Genomic DNA, 19,236 nt, shown 5'->3' on the forward strand with positions numbered 1-19,236 from the left:
CTCCGCCGAGATCGGCACGTTGTTCCTCGAACACGTGAAGGCGCCCGACCGCGCCCCGGCGGGCACCAGCCTTATCACCGCGTTCTTCCCCGACCAGCCGGATATCGACTTCGCGGACTGGAGCGACGACCGGCTGACCGACACCGCACGAGAACTGATCGAGCGACTCTTCCCCGAGCTGCGCGACCACTATCGCAGTGCTCGACTCAAACGGTGGCCGTATGCGGCCAACCATGCCGACGTCGGCTATTACCAAGCCCTACAAAGACTTCTCGATGCTTACCCGGCCGACTCAACGGTTCAGATTGCGGGCGACTACATGGCCCTGCCCTCGCAGGAATCGGCGGTGCTTGCCGGAAGCAGGGCTGCCGCACGAATATTGGCCGGTTAGCGGCAGCAGTCCAGATCAAGAAGACCGCGCACAGCGCCACTCGCTTCTGGAGGCCCGTCAACTGAGGGTCTCGGATGCCGGGCGTTCGACGCATTCCCTGATCGCCGGCGCCAGCCAGCGACGGAGGTAGCCGCGAAGTTCGTCTGCGTCTCGCGGCGGGTCGCTCGGGTTGGACATGAAGGAATGCACGGCGCGCAGCGCCCATTCGACCAATTCGTCCAAAGTCTGCGACGCCATCGGCGTTCGCTCCCAGTCGATTGCCGTGTTCTCAACCAGAACGGACTGCCCGATGCGACGCGCGGTCTCCGACGTCACGCTGCGCAGCAGTGCGTGCGATGGCTCTTCGAGAAGTAGTTGGAGGTATGGCTCGTTAGGCACTTCGGTGATGGTCAGGACGACGCCTTCGACGACTGCCTCAGCGACGTCATCGATCGCGCTCAATCGTTCGGCCATGGTTTCCAAGAATCTCCGCGTGCCCTGAGTTGCTGCCGCGTGGAGCAACGCGGTTGTGCTGGGGAAGTACCGGTACACAGTTTTCCTGCTGACGCCAAGTTCGACCGCGACATCGGCGATAGTGGTCTGTCCACCGCGGCGTCGTACGCATCGATCGGCTGCCGCCACAATCCGGGCGACGGCGTCCTCGTCGCTGCTCGGTGGCTCACCCTGCCATCCGTGGGTCCGCATAGCAGCAATGTAAGCATGCGCTGGGGCTGAAGGCTGGACATCGGCGACACACTCTTGCTTGAAATGTATCGTCAGCCTTTCGATAAGTTCCTGCAACCGAGGACATTCATGAGCGGTCAGTGCAGCGACGACATCGAACGCATCGCCAACCGCCTGGGGTTCAGCTGCGAGCATGCCTCGGCCTGGGTAACGCTGAGGAACCCGTTTCAGTTGGCCAATTGGACGTTGCCGGTGCTTGAGCTGTTGGTCGTCGCGGGTGCGGTCCTGGCGCTCTGGTGGGCGATTCGTCGCCTGCGCCGCGACCGGGATCCCACCAACATCGTGATCTGGTTTGCCACGGTGATCTACCTGCTCATCGTCGAACCGCCCCTGTACTTTCCGACCATCTTCGGCGTCGACGAAAGCATCGGTGCGGTCTTTGCGCACAACGTCTTCACGGTGCAGTTCATGTATGACCGCCTGCCGATCTACATCGTCGCGCTCTACCCCGCGATGATGACGTTGGCGTATGAAGTGGTGCGTAGCCTGGGCGTATTTCGAGACTGGAGCGCGGTCGTCGGCGCGGTGTGCGTGGGATTCGTGCACAACTGTTTTTACGAAATCTTCGACCAGTTGGGTCCGCAACTTCGCTGGTGGGCGTGGAACACCGACAACGCGATCAACCATCCGATGCTGGCCTCGGTGCCCATGAGCAGCGTCCTGCTCTTCGCCACCGTCGGGCCGGCCTGTGTCGCATTGTTTGCGCAACTTCTGGTGACTCGCCCGATTGAGCGCGGTCGATCGCTGAGTCGAATTACCTTAGTCGGCCGCACATTCGGTGTTGCAGTGTTGGTTCCGGTGGGCTTGATGGTCGCCAACGTTCCGATTCTGCTGGCCGGTGGCGACAATCCCGATAGTGCGTTGCGACGGCTTGCGTACTTCGTCATTCTCGCCGCGTTCGCCGTGGTGGCGGTTCCCGTGATGTGGCGCCAGTGGCGCAACTCGGCTGTCACGCCGAACGCGCCCAATGTGTTCGTCGGAATCTTCGGGTCTGCATTCTTGATCGTGATCGGGTCCCTGTGGCTGTCGGCCCTGCCGGCCTACCTGAACGCCTCGAACGGCCGCACGGCTGCCGGAACACCCACGGGGAACCTGGTTTACGCGACGGTGTGCTTGCTGCTCGCCGCTGCGCTGACCATGTCAGTCACGACCCGCGGCAGCCGTATATCGACTCTCGCACGTCGAACGCACCAACCGGTCGCGAGGTAATACCATGACAGAGTTAGAGATTCGACGCATCCGCTTCGACCTCGACGGCGACGTACCGTTCAATTGGAACGCAGACAACCCGGCGTTCTCGACCTACATGAACATGGTCTCGATCATGGCCATTTGCTTCGAGAAGATGCTCGTCTCCGCGGTGAGGGAGGCCATGCCGCACATCACCGACAGCGCAGTCGCCAACGAAGCGGAAGCCTTCTTGCGGCAGGAGGCACAACACGCCAACGCGCACCGTCAGCACCTCCGCGCGCTGATCCGCAGCCATCCCGGCCTCCAGGAGACTCTCGACGGGGCCGTCGCGCTGTATGACCACCTGACGGATACGACTCCGCTGAACTTCCGATTGGCCTACGTCGCGGACCTGGAAGCTACGTTCACACCATTCTTCAAGATGCTGCTCGACAACGAGGCCACGCTGTTTCGTCCCGGCGACGAACGAGTGGCATCACTGTTGATGTGGCACTTCGTCGAAGAGGTCGAACACCGCAGCTCGGCGCTGATCATCTATGACGCCGTCGTCGGTGACAACCTGTACCGACTGCGTGCCCTGCCGCGAGTCGTCAAGCACCTGATGCAGGTTTCCACCGCTGTGTTCGAGGGAATCAACGCCAATGTCCCGTTGTCCGAACGCGGTGTAGACGCACGCGATTTCAGACCTCTCAGCGGCCTTCTCGCCAAGCTGCGCGACCCGATGTCCAGGCGGGGGGAGCGCACAAAACCAGCCCTGAACACGGTGCCATGGAAGCAGAAGCTCGCTACCGCCGCGCGAGTGTTGATGAGCCAGACGCCAATACACAACCCTGCGAAGGAACCTCTTCCGACGTTCGCCGACCGCTGGCTGAGGCGCTACAACCGCGGCGACGACGTATGCCACTGGTATTCCAGCCAACTCGCCACGTAGCTGACAGCAGCGATCTTCAAGTAGTCGATTACTCTATCGCGGCGCCGTGCTACGGACAGATAATTGCCACCGGTTCGAGGAAAGGTGGTCTGATGTCCGCGTCCCAAGCCCCAGAGACCTGCGACGTTTGCATCATCGGAGCGGGCATCGCCGGGTTGAATGCCCTGTTTGCCGCGAGCCGATACCTGTCGCGGGACGACAAGGTGATCCTGATCGATCGTCGGCCTCGCGTCGGGGGCATGTGGGTCGATGTGTACTCGTATGTGCGCCTGCATCAGCCACATCCGATGTTCACCGCGGGCAACATCGAGTGGACCCTGGGTAAGGATCGCGCTTACTTGGCGACCAAGGGCGAGGTGCTCGACCATTTTCAGCACTGCCTCGACGTGATACGGGATCGCGTGCAGGTCGACGAGTACTTCGGCTGGGAATTCCAGTCGGAAAAAGAAGCGAACGGAATCGTGCGGGTCATCGCCAGTGCTGCCGATGGGCGGGTGCTCGAGGTCAACGCCAAACGGTTGATCAAAGCCTATGGCCTGGGAGTCACACCGAACGAACCGCTCGACATCTCCAGCACCCGCGTCCATTCGGTGTCGCCCGACTACTGCGACGTCAGGGCGGGCGACATCAGGGAAAGCGACGCGCCGGTGTGGGTCATCGGTGGCGGAAAAACAGCGATGGACACCGCACATGCATTGATCACCACATACCCCGGTCGCGAGGTAAATCTCGTCGCCGGCCAAGGGACGTTCTTCTCCTGTCGCGACACCTTGTTGCCGAGCGGCCCCGGGCGGTGGTGGAAGGGCGCACCGCCGAGCGCCCTGGCTACAGAGCTGAGTCGCCGGTACGACGGCACGAACGAATCAGACGTCCGCAGTTGGTACCGGTCCACGCATGGCACCTTCTTGACCCCCCAGGCGGACAACTTCGTGTTGGGAGTGTTGTCGGAGGCCGAGAACCGCACGATCTCCGCGGGGTTGAACGATGTCGTGATGGACTATCTCGAGGACGCAGTCGATCGCAATGGAGCGACCGATTTGGTGTTCCGGAGTGGGTCGAGGAAGACGATCCAACCGGGCAGTTGGGTCGTCAACTGCACGGGATACGTCAAATTCCTCGACGAATACCCGTACGAGCCTTACGTATCGCCAAGTGGCGCAGTAGTTTCCATCAACGTGCGGTCGGCCATACTGCACTTGCCCGCGTTCATGGGGTATTTCCTGGGCCACCTGCTGTTCATGGACAAGCTCAGTGAGATTCCGCTCTACGAAATCGACTGGAAGGGCCTGCGGCAGAAGGCGCCGGTCGCATTTCCGTACGTACTCTTCGCGCTCGTCCAGCACAACCTCAGCCTGATCTACGACAACGTGCCCAGCCGCGTATTCAACGAAAACGGCCTCGATTTCGATAAGTGGTATCCGCTGCCGCGCCGCCTGCCGGGCATGATGCGGTTCATGCTCACGCACCGGCGAGAACGCGAGCGCCAGCGGCATGTCCTTGACACAGTCCGGGAGCGCTTCGACATTCGTTGCGGTCCGCTGGGCGAGGAGCGCGCACCCAGCGCCGCAACGTGATTTGGCGGAGAGTTCGCCCAGCCCAATTTGCTTGAGATAACGGCTTATTGGCAGCAGTTCGGGTCGAGAACCGTGCACAGCGCGACGAGCGACTCCCGGCGAGCCCGGTGATAGACATTCATCCCGCGCCGCTCAGACTCCACGATCCCCGCTCGACGCAACTGACTCAGGTGATGACTCACCGTTGACTCGCTGAGTCCGACCGCCGTCGCGAGGTCGCAGCCGCATACCGCGCCGGCGTCCGAACTGAACAGCAGCGAGACGAGCTTGACCCGCACCGGGTCGGCCAGAGCCTTCAACCGCAGCGCAATGTCCAGCGCAGCATCGTCATCGATGGGCCCGGCGGCCACCGGCGAGCAGCGCAGCGGCGCTGTCATGTCCACCACGGGCAAGGTCTTCGGCATGTAAATCATTCTGCCATACCTTGTTGACATATATCGAAGAGGTGGCAAGATCGGTGGCGTCATAAGTTCGATATATGTCGCAGAGGTAGGAGCCGTTATGGCCCGTGCGCAACTCGCTATGAACGTCGACGACCTCGACGAAGCGATCGCCTTCTACTCGAAGCTCTTCAACACAGCGCCGGCCAAAGTGAAACCGGGTTACGCCAACTTCGCGGTGACCGAGCCGCCACTGAAACTGGTTCTCATCGAAAACCCTGGTTGCGGTGGAACTCTCAACCACCTCGGCATCGAAGTGGAGTCCAGCCAGGTCGTCCACGACGAAATCGCCCGTCTCACCCACGAGGGCATGTTCACCGACGAAGAAATAGGCACCACTTGCTGCTTCGCGACGCAAGACAAGGTTTGGGTGAGTGGACCCGGCGGGGAGAGGTGGGAGGTGTACACGGTGCTGGCCGACGCTGAGACCTTCGGCGCAAGCCCGGAGCATGCCGAGGGCGGAACGGCCGAGGGTTGCGGCTGCTGCGGCGGCTCGTCCCCGGCGGAAGCGGGCCAACCTGCCGCTCGGACGACGTCGTGCTGCTGATCGGGTCCTGACGACAGGATGTGTACCTCATCAGCACCGAGCATCGGGCCGAGTGAGACGGGGCTGCGTTGGGCGTTATTTACGTTGTGCCTGACTCAGATAACCAGTTGGGGCGTTCTGTACTACGGCTTCTCGGTCTTGTCGGTGCGGATCGCTGATCGGACGGGCTGGTCGTCGCCGGAGGTCACGGCCGCATTTTCCGCAGCATTGGTGACTTCGGCGATTGTGGGGATCGCTGTGGGCCGACGGCTGGATCGTTATGGTCCCCACGGCGTCATGACCGTCGGCGCTGTAATCGGCCCGTTGGCATTGGTAGGTGTTGCGCTGGCTCCGACCTTTGCGTGGTTCGCGGCCGCGTGGATAGTGGCGGGCGTGGCGATGGGGGCAGTGTTGTATCCGCCCGCGTTCGCCGCGTTGACCCGCTGGTTCGGTCCGCGCCACGCTGGTGCCCTGACCATTCTCACGCTGGTGGCCGGACTGGCAAGCACGGTGTTCGCACCGCTGACCGCCGCGTTGGCCAACCGGCTGGATTGGCGCGCAACCTATCTCGTCCTGGCTGTGCTGCTGGCAGTCATCACCATTCCGGCGCATTTTTTCGGTCTCCGCCAGCCATGGCCACCCACGATAGGGCACCGCGTAGCCGAGCCGCCCAGCCGCATCACACGCAGCCGGCCGTTTGTGGCACTCACGGTTGCGCTGACGTTGGCCGCCTGCGCCTCTTATGCCGTAATCGTCAACCTGATGCCGTTGATGACTCAGCGTGGGGTTGCTGTCCAAATGGCCGCCATCGCAATCGGTTTGGGTGGCGTTGGCCAAGTGCTTGGCCGGCTGGGGTATCGGCTGCTGCTCGCGCGATTCGGCGTCCGAGCGCGAACCGTGGTCATCCTTGCCGGAGTGGCTGTGACAACGGCGCTTCTAGGCATGGTGGGCTCAGCGCCTGCGCTGGTTGTCATCGCGGTCTTCGCGGGCTTCGTGCGCGGCATCATGACGCTGCTACAGGCCACTGCAGTCACCGAACGTTGGGGCCCCGCGCATTACGGACACCTCAGTGGAGTCCTGTCGGCGCCAGTCACGCTTGCCACGGCGGCGAGTCCATGGATCGGTTCGCTACTTGCGAGCGGGCTCGGCGGATACGCTCCGATGTTTCTGGTCCTCGGAGCTCTTGGCGCGGTGGGCGCCGTTATCGGCATCGCCGGCAACCCCTCGGCAACTGTTGGCGCGGGCATCGACGGCTCTGCCGTGGAGGTATCGGCATGACGTCAACCCACTCAGCCGCGCACCCCGCCGTAGTTGACCGGCTTTCGTTGCTCGATCGCTTGTTGCCCTTATGGATCGGCATGGCAATGGCCGCCGGATTGCTGGTGGGTCGTTTCGTACCGGGACTGAATGCCGACCTGAATCATGTACAGGTCGACGGGATTTCACTGCCCATCGCGCTGGGCCTTCTGGTCATGATGTACCCGGTCCTTGCCAAAGTCCGCTACGACCGTCTGGACTCCGTGACCGGCGACCGTCGACTGCTGCTCAGCTCTCTGCTCTTGAATTGGGTCATCGGTCCAGCGCTGATGTTCGCGCTGGCTTGGCTTTTGTTGCCCGATCTGCCCGAGTACCGAACCGGATTGATCATCGTAGGTCTGGCTCGCTGCATCGCGATGGTGATCATCTGGAACGACCTGGCCTGCGGCGACCGTGAAGCCGCGGCGGTACTCGTTGCTTTGAACTCGGTCTTTCAGGTCGTTATGTTCGCGGTGCTCGGCTGGTTCTACCTGGCCGTACTGCCCGGCTGGCTTGGTCTGCCGCAGACCGCGATCAGCACATCGCCTTGGCAGATCGCGAATTCCGTGCTGATCTTCTTGGGTATCCCGCTGCTTGCGGGATACTTCTCGCGACGGTTCGGCGAGAAGGCCAAGGGCCGAGGCTGGTACGAGTCCACATTCTTGCCCAGGGTCGGTCCGTGGGCCCTGTACGGCCTGCTGTTCACGATCGTCATCCTGTTCGCCCTCCAAGGCGACCAGATCATCAGCCGCCCAGTCGATGTCGTCCGAATCGCACTGCCTCTGCTCGGCTATTTCGCGATCATGTGGGGTGGCGGCTACATCGTCGGCGCACTTCTTGGCCTGGGGTACCAGCGCACGACGACGCTGGCATTTACCGCTGCCGGCAACAACTTTGAACTGGCCATCGCGGTCGCCATCGCCACCTTCGGCGCTACCTCCGGCCAAGCGCTCGCCGGTGTCGTCGGCCCACTCATCGAAGTGCCGGTGCTTGTCGCGTTGGTCTACGTGTCGCTGGCATTGCGTCACCGATTCCGACGCGACCGGCCCATCGTGCTGTTCCTGTGCATCCACAATGCGGGCCGCTCCCAAATGGCGATGGCGTTCTTCAAACACCTTGCCGCTGGCCGAGCGTCGGTGTACTCGGGCGGGTCTGAACCCGCCGATGAGATCAACCCTGCCGCAGTGGCGGTCATGGCCGAAGTCGGTATCGACATGACCTGCGAACGCCCCAAGCGCTGGACCGATGACATCGTGCAGGCCGCCGACGTCGTCGTGACAATGGGTTGCGGTGATGCTTGTCCGTACATTCCCGGCAAGCGATACGAGAACTGGGAATTGGCCGACCCGGCCGGCCTCGGGCTGGACGAGGTGCGCTCGATCCGCGACGCCATCGAGTTGCGGGTTCATCATCTCCTCGACCAGCTCGGCATCAGCCCAGTGGCTCAATGATGGACGCGTTGCTCTTGCTAGCCGGCGAAATCCAGTTAGTCTGATTGCGCAGCGCCCGGGGGGATTACAAGAAGTAGTCCACACCGAGGAGCCGATAAATGAATAAGACCGCACGATTGACCGGCGCGATCGCCGCAGTCCTGAGCGGTTTCGCAGTCATCACCGCCCCGATTGTGAGCGCGGACTCGATGGATGACGCTTACCTGCAAACGCTTAAGGACAAGGGCATCACCTGGCCCAGCGGCTCGGACCAAACGATGCTCCAGATCGGACATGCGGTTTGTGGGGACTGGTCCAAGGGGTTCACATTTGAGCAGACGCTCGCCGATGCGAAGTCCGCTATGCCACAGTTGGCCGACACATCCGTCGCCAAGATCATGGGAGCGGCGACGGGGACTTACTGCTCGCAGTACTCCAACAAGTTCGACTGATTTCGCCGCCGGCTCTTAGTCCGGCCTCTTAGCTCACCCAATTACCCCAACCGCTCGATGATGGTCGCGTTGGCCATGCCGCCGCCCTCGCACATCGTCTGTAAGGCATAGCGACCACCACGATGCTCCAAAACGTTGACCATCGTCGTCATGATGCGAGCGCCGCTGGCGCCCAACGGGTGTCCGATCGCGATCGCGCCACCGTTGACATTGGTCTTGGCAAGGTCGGCGCCCGTGTCGTGAGCCCATGCCAGCACGTCGCGCGCGCGAACACCTCGTTCACCACGAATAGCTTCTTCCGTAGCTCATAGCGCGTTGGTAGCGGCGCGGCCACTGAGAAGGCACGAGGTCGATCAGTTCTACGGTGTTGTCATGACAGAACCCGCTATCACGGAGGCGCACTACCCCGCCGCGCTGCTTCGTGTGGTCAACCCCATCGTGCGGTTGCTGCTGCGCACTCCGTTCAAGGGCATGGCCCGCAAGCAACTGATGGTTTTGAGCTTCACGGGACGAAAGACAGGCAGGCCGTATGCGATCCCATTCACCGCCCACCGGATCGACAACGCCTTGTATGCACTGACCAACGGACGCTGGAAGCACAACTTCCGGGAAGGCGCGCCCGCCCGGGTCTTGCATGCCGGAAAGACGACGACAGTGCGCGGCGAATTGATTGAAGACCGTGCGATTGTCGCGGATCTCTACCGGCGGTCCTTAGAGTCGTACGGCACCAGGTTCCCGCAGCGCACAATGGGACTGAAGTTCCGTGATCAGCAGATACCGGCCCCCGAGGATTTCGCCGACGCGGTCGGTCGGCTCAGTCTCGCTGCCATCCGGTTGACTCCCGACGCATAAAGCCGTCGCGGAACCGGTCGGCCAGATAAAGCGATCCGGCCTGTGGTGGCCGGGTGTTATAGCTGACACCGCCTTGCTCTTACGCGGCCGAAAAGTTGTTCGGTGATCTGTTCCAAGCTGTTATATCTGGAAGCATGCCGTACCTGCGTTTGACTAGCCCGCCAATTGATGCTGCGCAACGCCGCCGCATCGCCGTCGAACTGACCGACCTGGTGGTGAGGCTGCTGACCCCGCCGCCGGGCCGTGGTCGTCCGACCGCAGAGGACATGCGAGCTCGGACCACTGTCCAATTCACCCCCTACGACCCAGACGGGTTAGCCATCGGGGGCGCCATGATGGCCGATAGCGGCGCGCGGGATGTCACAGTGGAGTTCAGCGACTGGGGATTGTCGCTACGCCGTCAGAAGATCATCGCCCGCGAGCTGACCGAGGTGCTGGCCCGGCTGCTCGATGTCGAGGACATAGACGCGGTCAACGTGCGGTTCCATCGTTACCGGCCCCGTGATTTCGCTGTCGGCGGAGTGCTCCTGGCCCAGCGAATTCCCGTCGCCGCCAGGGTCGGCAAGCTGCTCGCCAGGTAGGGCAATTCCCAGCCACCTCGCTGGACGCAGTGGAATTCGACCGAGTTTGGTCAGTTCGTCTGCCAGCGGCTTGCAGGCACGTAACTGGCATACATAGGTCCAGCGCCTTCTTTAGCCCAGCCGCTCGATGATGGTGGCGTTGGCCATGCCGCCGCCCTCGCACATCGTCTGCAGCGCGTACCGCCCGCCACGCTGCTCCAAAGCGTTGACCATCGTCGTCATGATGCGAGCACCGCTGGCGCCCAACGGGTGTCCGATCGCGATCGCGCCACCGTTGACGTTCGTCTTGGTCAGATCGGCGCCGGTGTCTTTGGCCCAGGCCAGCACGACGGGCGCGAACGCCTCGTTCACCTCGAACAGGTCGATGTCGGACAGCGTCAAACCCGCACGGCGCAAGACCTTTTCGGTCGCCGGGATGACGCCGGTGAGCATGTACAGCGGGTCGGAGCCCACCACGGTGGTGGTGTGGATCCGGGCCAACGGGCGCAGCCCCAGCTTCTTGGCCGTCTCGCTGGTGGTGATCAGCACGGCGGCACTGCCGTCGGACAACGGTGACGAGTTGCCGGGCGTGATCTCCCAATTGATCTGCGGGAAGCGCTCTTTCATCGCCTCGCTGTAGAACGCCGGCTTCAGGGCGGACAGCGTGTCCACGGTCGTACCGGGACGGACGATCTCGTCGGTCGACAGTCCGGCGATCGGAATGAGCTCGTTGTCGAACAAGCCGTCCTTGGTCGCCCGGGCCGCCTTGTCGTGGCTACCGGCGGAGAACTCGTCGAGCTGCGTGCGCGAGAAGCCCCACTTCGAGGCGATCAATTCGGCGCTGATGCCCTGCGGCACCAGGCCTTCGGGGTAACGCCGCGTCATGTCCTCGCCCATCGGGTTGCTGCCCGGCAGCACCTGGGTCCCCATCGGAACGCGGCTCATCGACTCCACGCCGCTGGCGATGACGAGGTCATAGGCGCCCGCGATGACGCCCTGGGCGGCGAAGCTGATGGCCTGCTGGCTGCTGCCGCACTGCCGGTCGATGCTGACACCCGGAACCGACTCGGGGAATCCGGCGCCCAACAGCGCATTGCGTGCGATATTGGCGGCCTGGTCGCCGACCTGGGTGACCGCGCCCGCGATGACGTCGTCCACCTGCGCGGGGTCCACGCCCGCGCGTGCCACCAATTCCCGCAGGCTGTGCGCCAGCAGATCGGCGGGCAGCACGTCGTGCAGCGCACCGCTGGCCTTGCCCTTGCCGACCGGGGTGCGTACGGCTCCGACGATGACGGCATCTCGGCCCTGAGTCATGGCTCCTCCTTGAGTCCCTGCCTGTTGAGTCCCTGCCTGGGTATTACTCGATATACCCAGCAAAACGCCTAGGTATACTAAAATCAACCCAGACGGGAGGTGATTTAGATGACATTTCTGCAAGGCGCGCTGGCGAACCGCGAGAAATGGTCGGCCGTCGGACAATGCGCGATCGAGAAGACGATGGCGGTCGTCGGCACCAAGTCCGCGATGCTGATCATGCGCGAGGCGTACTACGGCACCACGCGATTCGATGACTTCGCCCGCCGGGTCGGCATCACCAAGGCGGCCGCCTCGGCGCGGCTGGCCGAGCTGGTCGAGCTCGGTCTGTTGACGCGGCAGCCCTACCAGGAGTCCGGACAGCGCAGTCGTGAGGAATACGTGTTGACCCAGGCCGGCATCGATTTCATGCCGGTGGTCTGGGCGATGTTCGAGTGGGGAAGACACCACCTGCCCGGCCATAATCGGCTACGGCTGACCCATCTGGGCTGCGGAGCCGAGGCAAGCGTCGAAATCCGTTGCGCGGAAGGCCATCTGGTCCCTCCCGACGAGCTCGGCATGCGCCTCGCCAAGTCTCCCGAACGCTAGGTCTCCCTCAGCGCGGCCAGCAGTCGTCGGGCCGCGGCGACACGCCCAACGGCCGGGCCGGTCAGCGCGTCGAGCGCACATTCGGGGTCGGCCGGTGGGCCCATGTGCCCGCAGCCGCGCGGGCAATCCTCGATCGCCTCGGCCAGATCCGAGAACGCCATCAGCACGTCGTCGGGCTGGATGTGCGCCAGCCCGAACGAGCGGATGCCGGGGGTGTCGATCACCCATCCGCCGCTACCCAGTGGGAAAGCGACCGATTGCGTGGAAGTGTGCCGGCCCCTGCCGATCTCGGTCACCTCGCCGACGGTCCGGGCGGCGTCGGGCACCAGGCGATTCACCAGCGTGGACTTGCCGACGCCGGAATGCCCGAGCAGGACGGTGATCTTGTCCGTGAGCAGATCCGCGACGACGAGCAGGGGATCGTCGCGGCCGGCGGCGACCACGGTGAGATCCAGATCGACGAACTGCTCGGCGAATGGCTCCGGCGGGGCGAGGTCGGTCTTGGTCAGGCACAGGATGGGCGTCAGGCCGCCCGCGTACGCGGCGATCAGCGTCCGCTCGACCAGGCCGGTGCGGGGCGGCGGGTCGGCCAGCGCCACCACGATGAGCAGCTGGTCGGCGTTGGCGACCACCACGCGTTCGGTCGGATCGGTGTCATCGGCGGTGCGCCGCAACACCGTTCGACGATCGCCCCGCCGCACGATGCGGGCCAGGGTGTCGGGGCGCCCGGACAGGTCGCCGACGACATCGACGTCATCGCCGACGACGATCGGGGTGCGGCCCAGCTCGCGGGCCCGCATGGCCACCACCCGGTGCTCGGGGTCGCCCCCCAGCACGCATCCCCAGCGGCCACGGTCGACACTGATCACCATCGCGGCTTCGGCATCGGCGTGCTCGGGACGAGTCTTGGTCCTCGGTCGCGACCCCTTTCCGGATCGGACCTTGACGTCGGACTCGTCGTAATCGCCGGGCTTCAAACGCTGGGGTCTCCAAGCATGCGTGCCCACAGCTGCGGAAAGTCCGGCAGCGTCTTGCTGGTGGCGCCGATGTCGTCCACCTGGACCCCGGGTACCCGGAGCCCGACGATCGCGCCGGCCATCGCCATCCGGTGGTCGGCGTAGGCCTGCCAGACACCACCCCGCAGTGGCTTCGCAGTGATCACCAGACCGTCGGGCGCCTCGCTGCAGTCGCCGCCCAGGCGATTGATCTCGGCACTCAGCGCGGCGAGGCGATCGGTCTCGTGGCCGCGTAGGTGCGCGATACCGCTCAGCCGGGACACCGATCCCGGGGTCGCCAGCGCGGCCAGCGCCGCCATCGACGGTGTCAGTTCGCCGACGGCGCGCAGGTCGACGTCGAACCCGTCATAGCCGGTCGAACCCTGCACCTCGAGAGTTGAATCACTCTGGATGACAACGGCATTCAGCTTGCCGAAAACCTCCAGGATGTTGTCGGCGGGCTGCACGCTGGTCGACGGCCAACCGGTGATGCGTACCGCCCCGCCGGTGACGACCGCCGCCGCCAGGAACGGAACCGCGTTCGTCAGATCCGGCTCGACCTCCCAGTGCCGGGCCGCGACCGCGCCGGGGTGCACCCGCCAGCGGTTGGGCACTGAGTCGTCGACGTCGACCCCGGCCTGGCGCAGCATCTCCACCGTCATGGCGATGTGCGGGGCCGACGGCACGGCCTCGCCGGTGTGCTGCACGGTCAGCCCTTCGGCGAACGACGCCGCGCACAGCAGCAGTCCGGAGACGAACTGCGAAGACGCCGAGGCATCGATGGCGACGGTGCCGCCGGCGAGCGATCCGTGGCCGTGCACCCGGAACGGCAGGCTGTCTCCCTCGATCCGTACTCCGAGACCGCGCAGCGCGTCCAGCAGCGGTGCGATCGGCCGAATGCGGGCCTGCTCGTCGCCGTCGAACTCGACCACCGACTCGGCCAGCGCCGCCAGTGGCGGAACGAAACGCAGAACCGTTCCCGCCAGGCCGCAGTCCACCCGCGCGTCGGGCGGGGGGGCGATCTCACCGCTGACCGTCAGCTCGGACCCGGCCCCGTCGACGCGCAGGCCCAGGGTGCGCAGCGCCCCGATCATCAAGTCCGTGTCCCTGCTGCGCAGCGCCCCGCTCAGGGTTGGCGCGTCCCCGCCCTGCGCGGCCGCCAGCGCGGCCAGCACCAGCGCCCGGTTGGTCTGCGACTTCGAGCCCGGAACGGTCACCGTCGCGCGCACCGGTCCGGGTGCGGTGGGGGCGGTCCACATGCTCACCGGTCCATCATTGCGTGTCACCGCGTTCTGCAACCAATTAGGACTCTGTGGCTCTGCCACTATGGTGTGTGTCGGTGGCTCTGCCACCATGGGACATATGTGTGGACGGTTTGCGGTCACCACCGATCCGGCGCTGCTGGCCGAAAAGATTAAGGCGATTGACGAGGCCACAGGCGCCGCGCCCGATACCGCGCCCAACTACCAGCCCAACTACAACGTGGCCCCCACGTCGACCATCGCGACCGTGGTCAGTCGGCACACCGAGCCCGACGACCAGCCGACGCGGCGGGTGCGGCTGATGCGCTGGGGGCTGGTTCCGCCGTGGGTGAAGGCGAATTCCGACGGCGCACCCGAAAACAAGGGGCCGATGCTGATCAACGCCCGCGCGGACAAGGTCACCACGTCGCCGGCTTTCCGGTCGAGCGCGAAGTCCAAGCGTTGCCTGATCCCCATGGACGGCTACTACGAATGGCGGGCCAATCCGGACACCGACGCCGGGAAGAAGTCCCGCAAGACGCCGTTCTTCATGTACCGCGAAGACGGTGAGCCGCTGTTCATGGCGGGGCTGTGGTCGGTCTGGAAGCCGACCAAGGAGGGTTCGCCGCTGCTGAGTTGCACGATCATCACGACCGATGCGCCCGGGGAACTCGCGCAGATTCACGACCGGATGCCGCTGATGTTGCGTGAGCGCGATTGGGACCGCTGGCTGGACCCGGATGCCCCGATCGACGACAAGTTGCTGTGCAGTACGCCCGACGTGCACGACATTCGCATGCGCGAAGTGTCGACCCTGGTGAACAGCGTGCGCAACAACGGCCCTGAGCTGCTCGAACCGGCCGAGCCGGAGGCCGAACAGATGAAACTCCTCTAGCCCGGCGTTCATGCTGCTCCCGCGCTGCCGTCTTCATCGTCGTCTCCATCGCGCAGCAGCTTCTCTGGGTGATGAAAGGTGTTGACCCGCGGCCTGCCGCGGTCCAAGTGCGGGGGCGGGATCCATTCGGTGTCGCCGCGGGCGTTCTTGCGGGTGCTCCAGCCGCGGGGTTGCAGGAGACGGTGCTGAGCGCCGCAAGCAAAGGTGAGGTCGTCGATGTCGGTGGTGTGGCACTTGGCGTAGTCGGTGACGTGATGGACCTCGCAGTAATAGCCTTTCACGTCGCAACCGGGTGCCGAGCAGCCGCGGTCCTTCGCGTACAACACAATTCGCTGCCCCGGAGAGGCGAGTCGTTTGGTGTGATACAGCGCCAGCGCCTTGCCCTTGTCGAAGATCGCCAAATAGTGACGGGCGTGCCGGGCCAGGCGGATCACATCGCTCATCGGCAAGATGGTGCCGCCGCCGGTCAAACCCCTGCCAGCTGCAGCTTCGAGTTCGTTGAGCGTGGTGGTGACGATGATGGAGGCCGGCAGTCCGTTGTGCTGGCCCAGCTCGCCCGAGGCCAGCAACGCGCGTAGCGCGGCGCCCAGCGCGTCGTGGTTGCGCTGAGCATTGGACCGGGCGTCGCGGTCGATGCCGTCCTGGCTGGGAGCGCCGTCCACGCAGGGGGTTTCGTCGAGAGGGTTGCACATGCCCGGCGAGGCCAGCTTCGCGAGCACGGCTTCCAGGGTGGCGCGCAGTTCGGGGTTAAGCCACCCGCGCAGCGGCGACATGCCGTCCGACTCCTGCTTACCCAGGGTCAGGCCGCGGCGGCGCGCCCGGTCCTCGTCGGTGAACGTCCCATCCGGGTTGATGCAATCGGCGAGCGTGTCGGCCAGCGCGGCCAACTGTTCGGGCCGATATTGGGTGCCCTGCTTGGCCAGGTCGGCTTCGGCGCGCTCGCGGGTGGCATCGTCGACCCAGCCCGGTAGCTGGTAATAGAACCGGCGGATGACGGCCACCTGACCGGCTCCGAGGTCTCCCGCTCGCTGCGCGGCGGCGGTGCCCGCCAGTACCGGCGCCAAGGGCTCCCCGGTCAGCCCGCTCCTTGGTCCCAGGTCGGCGGCGTCCCGGATGCGGCGCGAGGCTTCGGCGCGGCTGATCAACGTCCGTTCGGCCACCGCGTGAGATAGCTTGCCGCCGAGCTCCTCTGGGGTGGCCTGGCGGGCGAGCTGATTGATCAGCTTGTGCTCGGCCACCGGGAGCCGCCGGCGCATCTTCTCGCAGCGCTCCAAGAGCGCCAGGCATTCTCGGGGGACTAACGCGTCGAAGCTGAGATCGCCGACGACGTCGACTGCGTCATCGAGCACATCGAAGGCCGCCGTGATCGCGTCCCGATCGATGATGCCGCCTGAAGTCATACCGTCAAGCTATCGGAGCCCACCGACAAAATTCGGAAGCCTGAAACCACTGCGACACAAGTGTTTTGAGCGCCTTGTCGGCTAGAGACAACCCCCGCTCATCTTCCGTGGCTCGCCAACAATCCTTGCGCCGTAGCGGCGGGCTAGCATGCGGATGTGACTGGCTTGTATACCTACACATTCGACGACATCCGGAAGCGCCCGGTGGCGGTGATCGGCGCGGGAACGCTGGGCAGGCGCATCGCGCTGATGATGGCCAGCCGCGGGGGAGCGGTGCGAATCTATGCCCGTCGCCCCGAACAGCGCGCGGAGGCGACGCAATACGTTGCGGACAATCTACCGAAGGTGTTGCAGAACAGAGGGTTTGGTGAGCTCGGCACCGCAACCGGTGCTGCGACGCTCGAAGAGGCGCTGGACGGCGCGTGGCTGGCGGTGGAATCGGTGCCGGAGAGGCTCGACATCAAGATTCCGCTGTGGGGCGAGATCGACCGCGCCGCCCCGGCGGACACCATCTTCGCGACCAACTCGTCGTCATTCCCGTCGCGGCTGATGGCCGAAAACGTGCGGGATAAAACGCGATTGTGCAACACCCACTTCTACATGCCGCCGGAGATCAACGGCGTCGACCTGATGTCCGATGGTGAGACCGACCGCGGCCTGCTCGACACCTTGCTGGCGGTGCTGCCGGAGTTCGGCGTCCATCCCTTTGAGGCGCGCAAGGAGTGCACCGGCTTCATATTCAACCGCGTCTGGGCGGCCATCAAGCGCGAGTCGCTGGCCGTCGTTGCCGAGGGCGTCGCCCGCCCGGAGGACGTCGACGGCTTGTTCAAGGTCAACTGGGGCGTCCCGGCCGGGCCCTTTCAGATGATGGATCTGGTCGGTCTCGACGTCGTACTCGACATCGAGAACCATTACGCCGCAGAGTTTCCGCACCTGCCGGAGAACGTGCGCGAGTTGCTGCAGTCCTATGTCGACGCGGGCAAGCTCGGCATCAAGACCGGCGAGGGCTTCTACAAGTACTAGTTGCTCAGAACCAGTTTCCAGTTGCCGTTGACGTTACGATCCGGTACGCACCAGAAGTTGTTCCAGTTCCCCGGCGTGGTCGCCTTCACGCCCGGACCGGCGTTCTGGCAAGCCTCGCGAGTTTGGTAGTTCCCCTCGGTCTGAATCGTGTCGGCGGTGCTGATGCCCACCCCGGCCGTCAGCAACCCAGCCAGCGCCAGCAGACCTGCGGCGGCAAATCGCTTCATTTCCATCCAATCCTCGTGCGGCGCACGAACCGGCCATAACGGTATGCGGATTCGAGGAACTGCACAGGCGTTTTGCCTTAACGCTTAGGTTTGCTGCAAAGAAACGGCGGTGGCGACGGCCTGCAGCAGATGCGTGAGCTGCTCGGCGTCGTAGATCGTGCGGTCGCCCGCGGCGAGGCGAGTGAACACCCCCGCGATGAATGTGGTGACCGCCGCCGTCTGCGCGGCCAGCAGGGCCGGGTCGTTGCCCGGCTGCAGATGAGCGATCGCGTCCCGGGTCATCCGGTTGACCCGCGTGACGAAGACCTGCGATGTCTCGGCCAGATCGGGATCGCGCGCCGCACCCAACAGCAATTCATGCCGCGCCCTGTTCAGCATCAGGCCGGGTCCGTCGGCCTGGAACATGGTGAGCCGGGCCAGATGTGCGAAGGGCGACAGCGGGTCGAGGGGCTCGTCGATCACCGACTGCAGGTTCGTGACATCGATCTCCGCGACCCGCTTGCTGACGCCGCGCAGCAGGGCAGTGCGGGTTCGGTAGTAGTAGGAAGTCGTGCCCTCGGGAACTCCCGCGTAGCGGTCAACCTGCCCGTGGGTAAGGCCGCGCGACCCGTGCTCGGCCAGCACTTGGATCGCGGCGTCGCACAGCGCTCGTCGCCGTTCGTCGCCGTCCCGTTTGCGGGTTGCCGTCGCCATGGTCAGCGCAGAACCGTGCCGCCGTCGATGTTGACGACCTGACCGTTGATCCAGGCACCCTCCTCGGACAGCAGGAAGGCGACGAGTGCGGCGATGTCCTGGGGTTCGCCGACGCGAGTTCCGCGGATCCGCTTGAGCGCGCCCGCCTGCAGCTCCGGCCATTGCGGAACGGAACGGATGGCCTCGGTCGCGGTGAACCCCGGCGCCACCGCGTTGCAGCGGATGTTCTCCTTGCCCCACCGCGACGCGACATGCCGGGTGAGCGCGCCGATACCTGCCTTGGCGGTGGCATAGGCCGGGCGCGCGGGCTCACCCTGGAACGCCGCCGCCGAAGACATGTTGACGATCGCTCCGCCGCCCCGGTCGAGCATCCGCGGAATGGCGTACTTCATGGCGGCCACGTAGCCGCGGACGTTCACCGCCATCACCCGGTCCCACACCTCGAAGTCGATGTCGACCACGTCGGTGTCGGACCGGATGGTGCTCATGTCGGC

At 64.6% G+C, this 19,236-nt stretch carries 22 protein-coding genes and 1 pseudogene; 13 read left to right on the forward strand and 10 right to left on the reverse strand.

Going from position 1 to position 19,236, the window contains the following annotated elements; genetic code table 11:
• A partial coding sequence (locus JOZ00_RS22100) for an FAD-dependent oxidoreductase (protein ID WP_293348027.1) occupies positions 1–391 on the forward strand: 391 nt, incomplete at its 5' end.
• Positions 392–448: 57 nt separating this feature from the next.
• On the opposite strand, the gene JOZ00_RS22105 is transcribed toward JOZ00_RS22100, so the two are convergent.
• Entirely contained in the window at positions 449–1,075 is a 627-nt protein-coding gene (locus JOZ00_RS22105) for a TetR/AcrR family transcriptional regulator (RefSeq protein WP_293348030.1), read from the reverse strand.
• Positions 1,076–1,183: 108 nt separating this feature from the next.
• On the opposite strand from JOZ00_RS22105, the gene JOZ00_RS22110 reads away from it, so the two are divergent.
• The 3 genes from JOZ00_RS22110 to JOZ00_RS22120 all read left to right on the forward strand — a co-directional run bounded on the left by JOZ00_RS22110 (position 1,184) and on the right by JOZ00_RS22120 (position 4,810).
• Positions 1,184–2,323: a hypothetical protein gene (locus tag JOZ00_RS22110; protein ID WP_293348033.1), complete on the forward strand. Its 1,140-nt coding sequence runs from the start codon at positions 1,184–1,186 to the stop codon at positions 2,321–2,323.
• A 4-nt stretch (positions 2,324–2,327) separates the two neighbouring features.
• Positions 2,328–3,236 carry a metal-dependent hydrolase gene (locus tag JOZ00_RS22115; RefSeq protein ID WP_293348036.1) on the forward strand — a complete coding sequence of 303 codons (909 nt, stop codon included), beginning with the start codon at positions 2,328–2,330 and terminating at the stop codon, positions 3,234–3,236.
• 92 nt (positions 3,237–3,328) lie between these two features.
• Positions 3,329–4,810 (forward strand): FAD-dependent oxidoreductase, encoded by a 1,482-nt coding sequence (locus JOZ00_RS22120; protein WP_293348038.1) that lies wholly within the window; start codon positions 3,329–3,331, stop codon positions 4,808–4,810.
• Positions 4,811–4,854: 44 nt separating this feature from the next.
• On the opposite strand, the gene JOZ00_RS22125 is transcribed toward JOZ00_RS22120, so the two are convergent.
• Positions 4,855–5,214 (reverse strand): Rv2640c family ArsR-like transcriptional regulator, encoded by a 360-nt coding sequence (locus tag JOZ00_RS22125; protein WP_293348040.1) that lies wholly within the window; start codon positions 5,212–5,214, stop codon positions 4,855–4,857.
• A gap of 97 nt (positions 5,215–5,311) precedes the next feature.
• Between JOZ00_RS22125 and JOZ00_RS22130 the strand changes: the two genes are divergently transcribed.
• From JOZ00_RS22130 to JOZ00_RS22145, 4 genes are all read left to right on the forward strand, one after another.
• Positions 5,312–5,797: an ArsI/CadI family heavy metal resistance metalloenzyme gene (locus JOZ00_RS22130; RefSeq protein WP_293348043.1), complete on the forward strand. Its 486-nt coding sequence runs from the start codon at positions 5,312–5,314 to the stop codon at positions 5,795–5,797.
• 18 nt (positions 5,798–5,815) lie between these two features.
• Complete coding sequence (locus tag JOZ00_RS22135; RefSeq protein ID WP_293348046.1) at positions 5,816–7,054, forward strand: MFS transporter; 1,239 nt, start codon at positions 5,816–5,818, stop codon at positions 7,052–7,054.
• A complete protein-coding gene (gene arsB, locus JOZ00_RS22140; protein ID WP_293348049.1) occupies positions 7,051–8,523 on the forward strand; it encodes an ACR3 family arsenite efflux transporter in 1,473 nt (490 codons plus the stop codon). Before JOZ00_RS22135 ends, arsB begins: the two co-directional genes overlap by 4 nt.
• Positions 8,524–8,621: 98 nt before the next feature.
• The gene (locus JOZ00_RS22145) at positions 8,622–8,954 is read left to right on the forward strand and encodes a DUF732 domain-containing protein (RefSeq protein ID WP_293348052.1); all 333 of its coding nucleotides are present in this window, start codon (positions 8,622–8,624) and stop codon (positions 8,952–8,954) included.
• 41 nt (positions 8,955–8,995) lie between these two features.
• On the opposite strand, the pseudogene JOZ00_RS22150 reads toward JOZ00_RS22145, so the two are convergent.
• A pseudogene (locus JOZ00_RS22150) lies at positions 8,996–9,246 on the reverse strand (steroid 3-ketoacyl-CoA thiolase); the annotation flags it as partial.
• Positions 9,247–9,326: 80 nt separating this feature from the next.
• Here JOZ00_RS22150 and JOZ00_RS22155 point away from each other — a divergent pair.
• Together JOZ00_RS22155 and JOZ00_RS22160 are read left to right on the forward strand one after the other, a co-directional pair.
• Positions 9,327–9,806: a hypothetical protein gene (locus JOZ00_RS22155; RefSeq protein ID WP_293348055.1), complete on the forward strand. Its 480-nt coding sequence runs from the start codon at positions 9,327–9,329 to the stop codon at positions 9,804–9,806.
• Between the two features lie 134 nt (positions 9,807–9,940).
• Positions 9,941–10,387, forward strand: coding sequence for a hypothetical protein (locus JOZ00_RS22160; RefSeq protein ID WP_293348058.1), 447 nt, complete (start codon positions 9,941–9,943; stop codon positions 10,385–10,387).
• Between the two features lie 111 nt (positions 10,388–10,498).
• Here JOZ00_RS22160 and JOZ00_RS22165 read toward each other — a convergent pair whose 3' ends face one another.
• Positions 10,499–11,680 (reverse strand): thiolase family protein, encoded by a 1,182-nt coding sequence (locus tag JOZ00_RS22165; RefSeq protein WP_293348061.1) that lies wholly within the window; start codon positions 11,678–11,680, stop codon positions 10,499–10,501.
• 108 nt (positions 11,681–11,788) lie between these two features.
• Here JOZ00_RS22165 and JOZ00_RS22170 point away from each other — a divergent pair, with 108 nt between their 5' ends.
• Positions 11,789–12,268 carry a helix-turn-helix domain-containing protein gene (locus tag JOZ00_RS22170; RefSeq protein WP_293348064.1) on the forward strand — a complete coding sequence of 160 codons (480 nt, stop codon included), beginning with the start codon at positions 11,789–11,791 and terminating at the stop codon, positions 12,266–12,268.
• Here the strand turns inward: JOZ00_RS22170 and rsgA are convergent.
• Positions 12,265–13,245 (reverse strand): ribosome small subunit-dependent GTPase A, encoded by a 981-nt coding sequence (rsgA, locus tag JOZ00_RS22175; protein WP_293348067.1) that lies wholly within the window; start codon positions 13,243–13,245, stop codon positions 12,265–12,267. The genes JOZ00_RS22170 and rsgA overlap by 4 nt on opposite strands.
• Positions 13,242–14,528: a 3-phosphoshikimate 1-carboxyvinyltransferase gene (gene aroA, locus JOZ00_RS22180; RefSeq protein ID WP_293348070.1), complete on the reverse strand. Its 1,287-nt coding sequence runs from the start codon at positions 14,526–14,528 to the stop codon at positions 13,242–13,244. The genes rsgA and aroA overlap by 4 nt, the downstream gene beginning before the upstream one ends.
• A gap of 97 nt (positions 14,529–14,625) precedes the next feature.
• Here aroA and JOZ00_RS22185 point away from each other — a divergent pair, with 97 nt between their 5' ends.
• Positions 14,626–15,399, forward strand: coding sequence for an SOS response-associated peptidase (locus JOZ00_RS22185; protein WP_293348073.1), 774 nt, complete (start codon positions 14,626–14,628; stop codon positions 15,397–15,399).
• Positions 15,400–15,407: 8 nt separating this feature from the next.
• On the opposite strand, the gene JOZ00_RS22190 is transcribed toward JOZ00_RS22185, so the two are convergent.
• Positions 15,408–16,799, reverse strand: a complete 1,392-nt coding sequence (locus tag JOZ00_RS22190; protein WP_293348076.1) for an HNH endonuclease signature motif containing protein — start codon at positions 16,797–16,799, stop codon at positions 15,408–15,410.
• A gap of 156 nt (positions 16,800–16,955) precedes the next feature.
• Here JOZ00_RS22190 and JOZ00_RS22195 point away from each other — a divergent pair, with 156 nt between their 5' ends.
• A complete protein-coding gene (locus JOZ00_RS22195; RefSeq protein ID WP_293348079.1) occupies positions 16,956–17,822 on the forward strand; it encodes a 3-hydroxyacyl-CoA dehydrogenase family protein in 867 nt (288 codons plus the stop codon).
• Here the strand turns inward: JOZ00_RS22195 and JOZ00_RS22200 are convergent.
• From JOZ00_RS22200 to JOZ00_RS22210, 3 genes are all read right to left on the reverse strand, one after another.
• Positions 17,819–18,055 carry a hypothetical protein gene (locus tag JOZ00_RS22200; RefSeq protein ID WP_293348082.1) on the reverse strand — a complete coding sequence of 79 codons (237 nt, stop codon included), beginning with the start codon at positions 18,053–18,055 and terminating at the stop codon, positions 17,819–17,821. The two genes, JOZ00_RS22195 and JOZ00_RS22200, sit on opposite strands and share 4 nt — an antisense overlap.
• A 78-nt stretch (positions 18,056–18,133) precedes the next feature.
• Positions 18,134–18,742, reverse strand: a complete 609-nt coding sequence (locus JOZ00_RS22205) for a TetR family transcriptional regulator (RefSeq protein ID WP_293348085.1) — start codon at positions 18,740–18,742, stop codon at positions 18,134–18,136.
• 2 nt (positions 18,743–18,744) lie between these two features.
• Positions 18,745–19,236 (reverse strand): SDR family oxidoreductase (locus tag JOZ00_RS22210; RefSeq protein ID WP_293348088.1); only part of this gene is annotated, 492 nt, incomplete at its 5' end.

The organism is Mycobacterium sp., from assembly GCF_019243155.1.
Taxonomy (GTDB): Bacteria; Actinomycetota; Actinomycetes; order Mycobacteriales; family Mycobacteriaceae; genus Mycobacterium.

Bases quoted from the DNA above. Each gene is read 5' to 3' on its own strand.
- JOZ00_RS22105 (WP_293348030.1), bottom strand. From the start codon at position 1,075: ATGCGGACCCACGGATGGCAGGGTGAGCCACCGAGCAGCGACGAGGAC.
- JOZ00_RS22110 (WP_293348033.1), top strand. From the start codon at position 1,184: ATGAGCGGTCAGTGCAGCGACGACATCGAACGCATCGCCAACCGCCTG.
- JOZ00_RS22115 (WP_293348036.1), top strand. From the start codon at position 2,328: ATGACAGAGTTAGAGATTCGACGCATCCGCTTCGACCTCGACGGCGAC.
- JOZ00_RS22120 (WP_293348038.1), top strand. From the start codon at position 3,329: ATGTCCGCGTCCCAAGCCCCAGAGACCTGCGACGTTTGCATCATCGGA.
- JOZ00_RS22125 (WP_293348040.1), bottom strand. From the start codon at position 5,214: ATGCCGAAGACCTTGCCCGTGGTGGACATGACAGCGCCGCTGCGCTGC.
- JOZ00_RS22130 (WP_293348043.1), top strand. From the start codon at position 5,312: ATGGCCCGTGCGCAACTCGCTATGAACGTCGACGACCTCGACGAAGCG.
- JOZ00_RS22135 (WP_293348046.1), top strand. From the start codon at position 5,816: ATGTGTACCTCATCAGCACCGAGCATCGGGCCGAGTGAGACGGGGCTG.
- arsB (WP_293348049.1), top strand. From the start codon at position 7,051: ATGACGTCAACCCACTCAGCCGCGCACCCCGCCGTAGTTGACCGGCTT.
- JOZ00_RS22145 (WP_293348052.1), top strand. From the start codon at position 8,622: ATGAATAAGACCGCACGATTGACCGGCGCGATCGCCGCAGTCCTGAGC.
- JOZ00_RS22155 (WP_293348055.1), top strand. From the start codon at position 9,327: ATGACAGAACCCGCTATCACGGAGGCGCACTACCCCGCCGCGCTGCTT.
- JOZ00_RS22160 (WP_293348058.1), top strand. From the start codon at position 9,941: ATGCCGTACCTGCGTTTGACTAGCCCGCCAATTGATGCTGCGCAACGC.
- JOZ00_RS22165 (WP_293348061.1), bottom strand. From the start codon at position 11,680: ATGACTCAGGGCCGAGATGCCGTCATCGTCGGAGCCGTACGCACCCCG.
- JOZ00_RS22170 (WP_293348064.1), top strand. From the start codon at position 11,789: ATGACATTTCTGCAAGGCGCGCTGGCGAACCGCGAGAAATGGTCGGCC.
- JOZ00_RS22185 (WP_293348073.1), top strand. From the start codon at position 14,626: ATGTGTGGACGGTTTGCGGTCACCACCGATCCGGCGCTGCTGGCCGAA.
- JOZ00_RS22190 (WP_293348076.1), bottom strand. From the start codon at position 16,799: ATGACTTCAGGCGGCATCATCGATCGGGACGCGATCACGGCGGCCTTC.
- JOZ00_RS22200 (WP_293348082.1), bottom strand. From the start codon at position 18,055: ATGGAAATGAAGCGATTTGCCGCCGCAGGTCTGCTGGCGCTGGCTGGG.
- JOZ00_RS22205 (WP_293348085.1), bottom strand. From the start codon at position 18,742: ATGGCGACGGCAACCCGCAAACGGGACGGCGACGAACGGCGACGAGCG.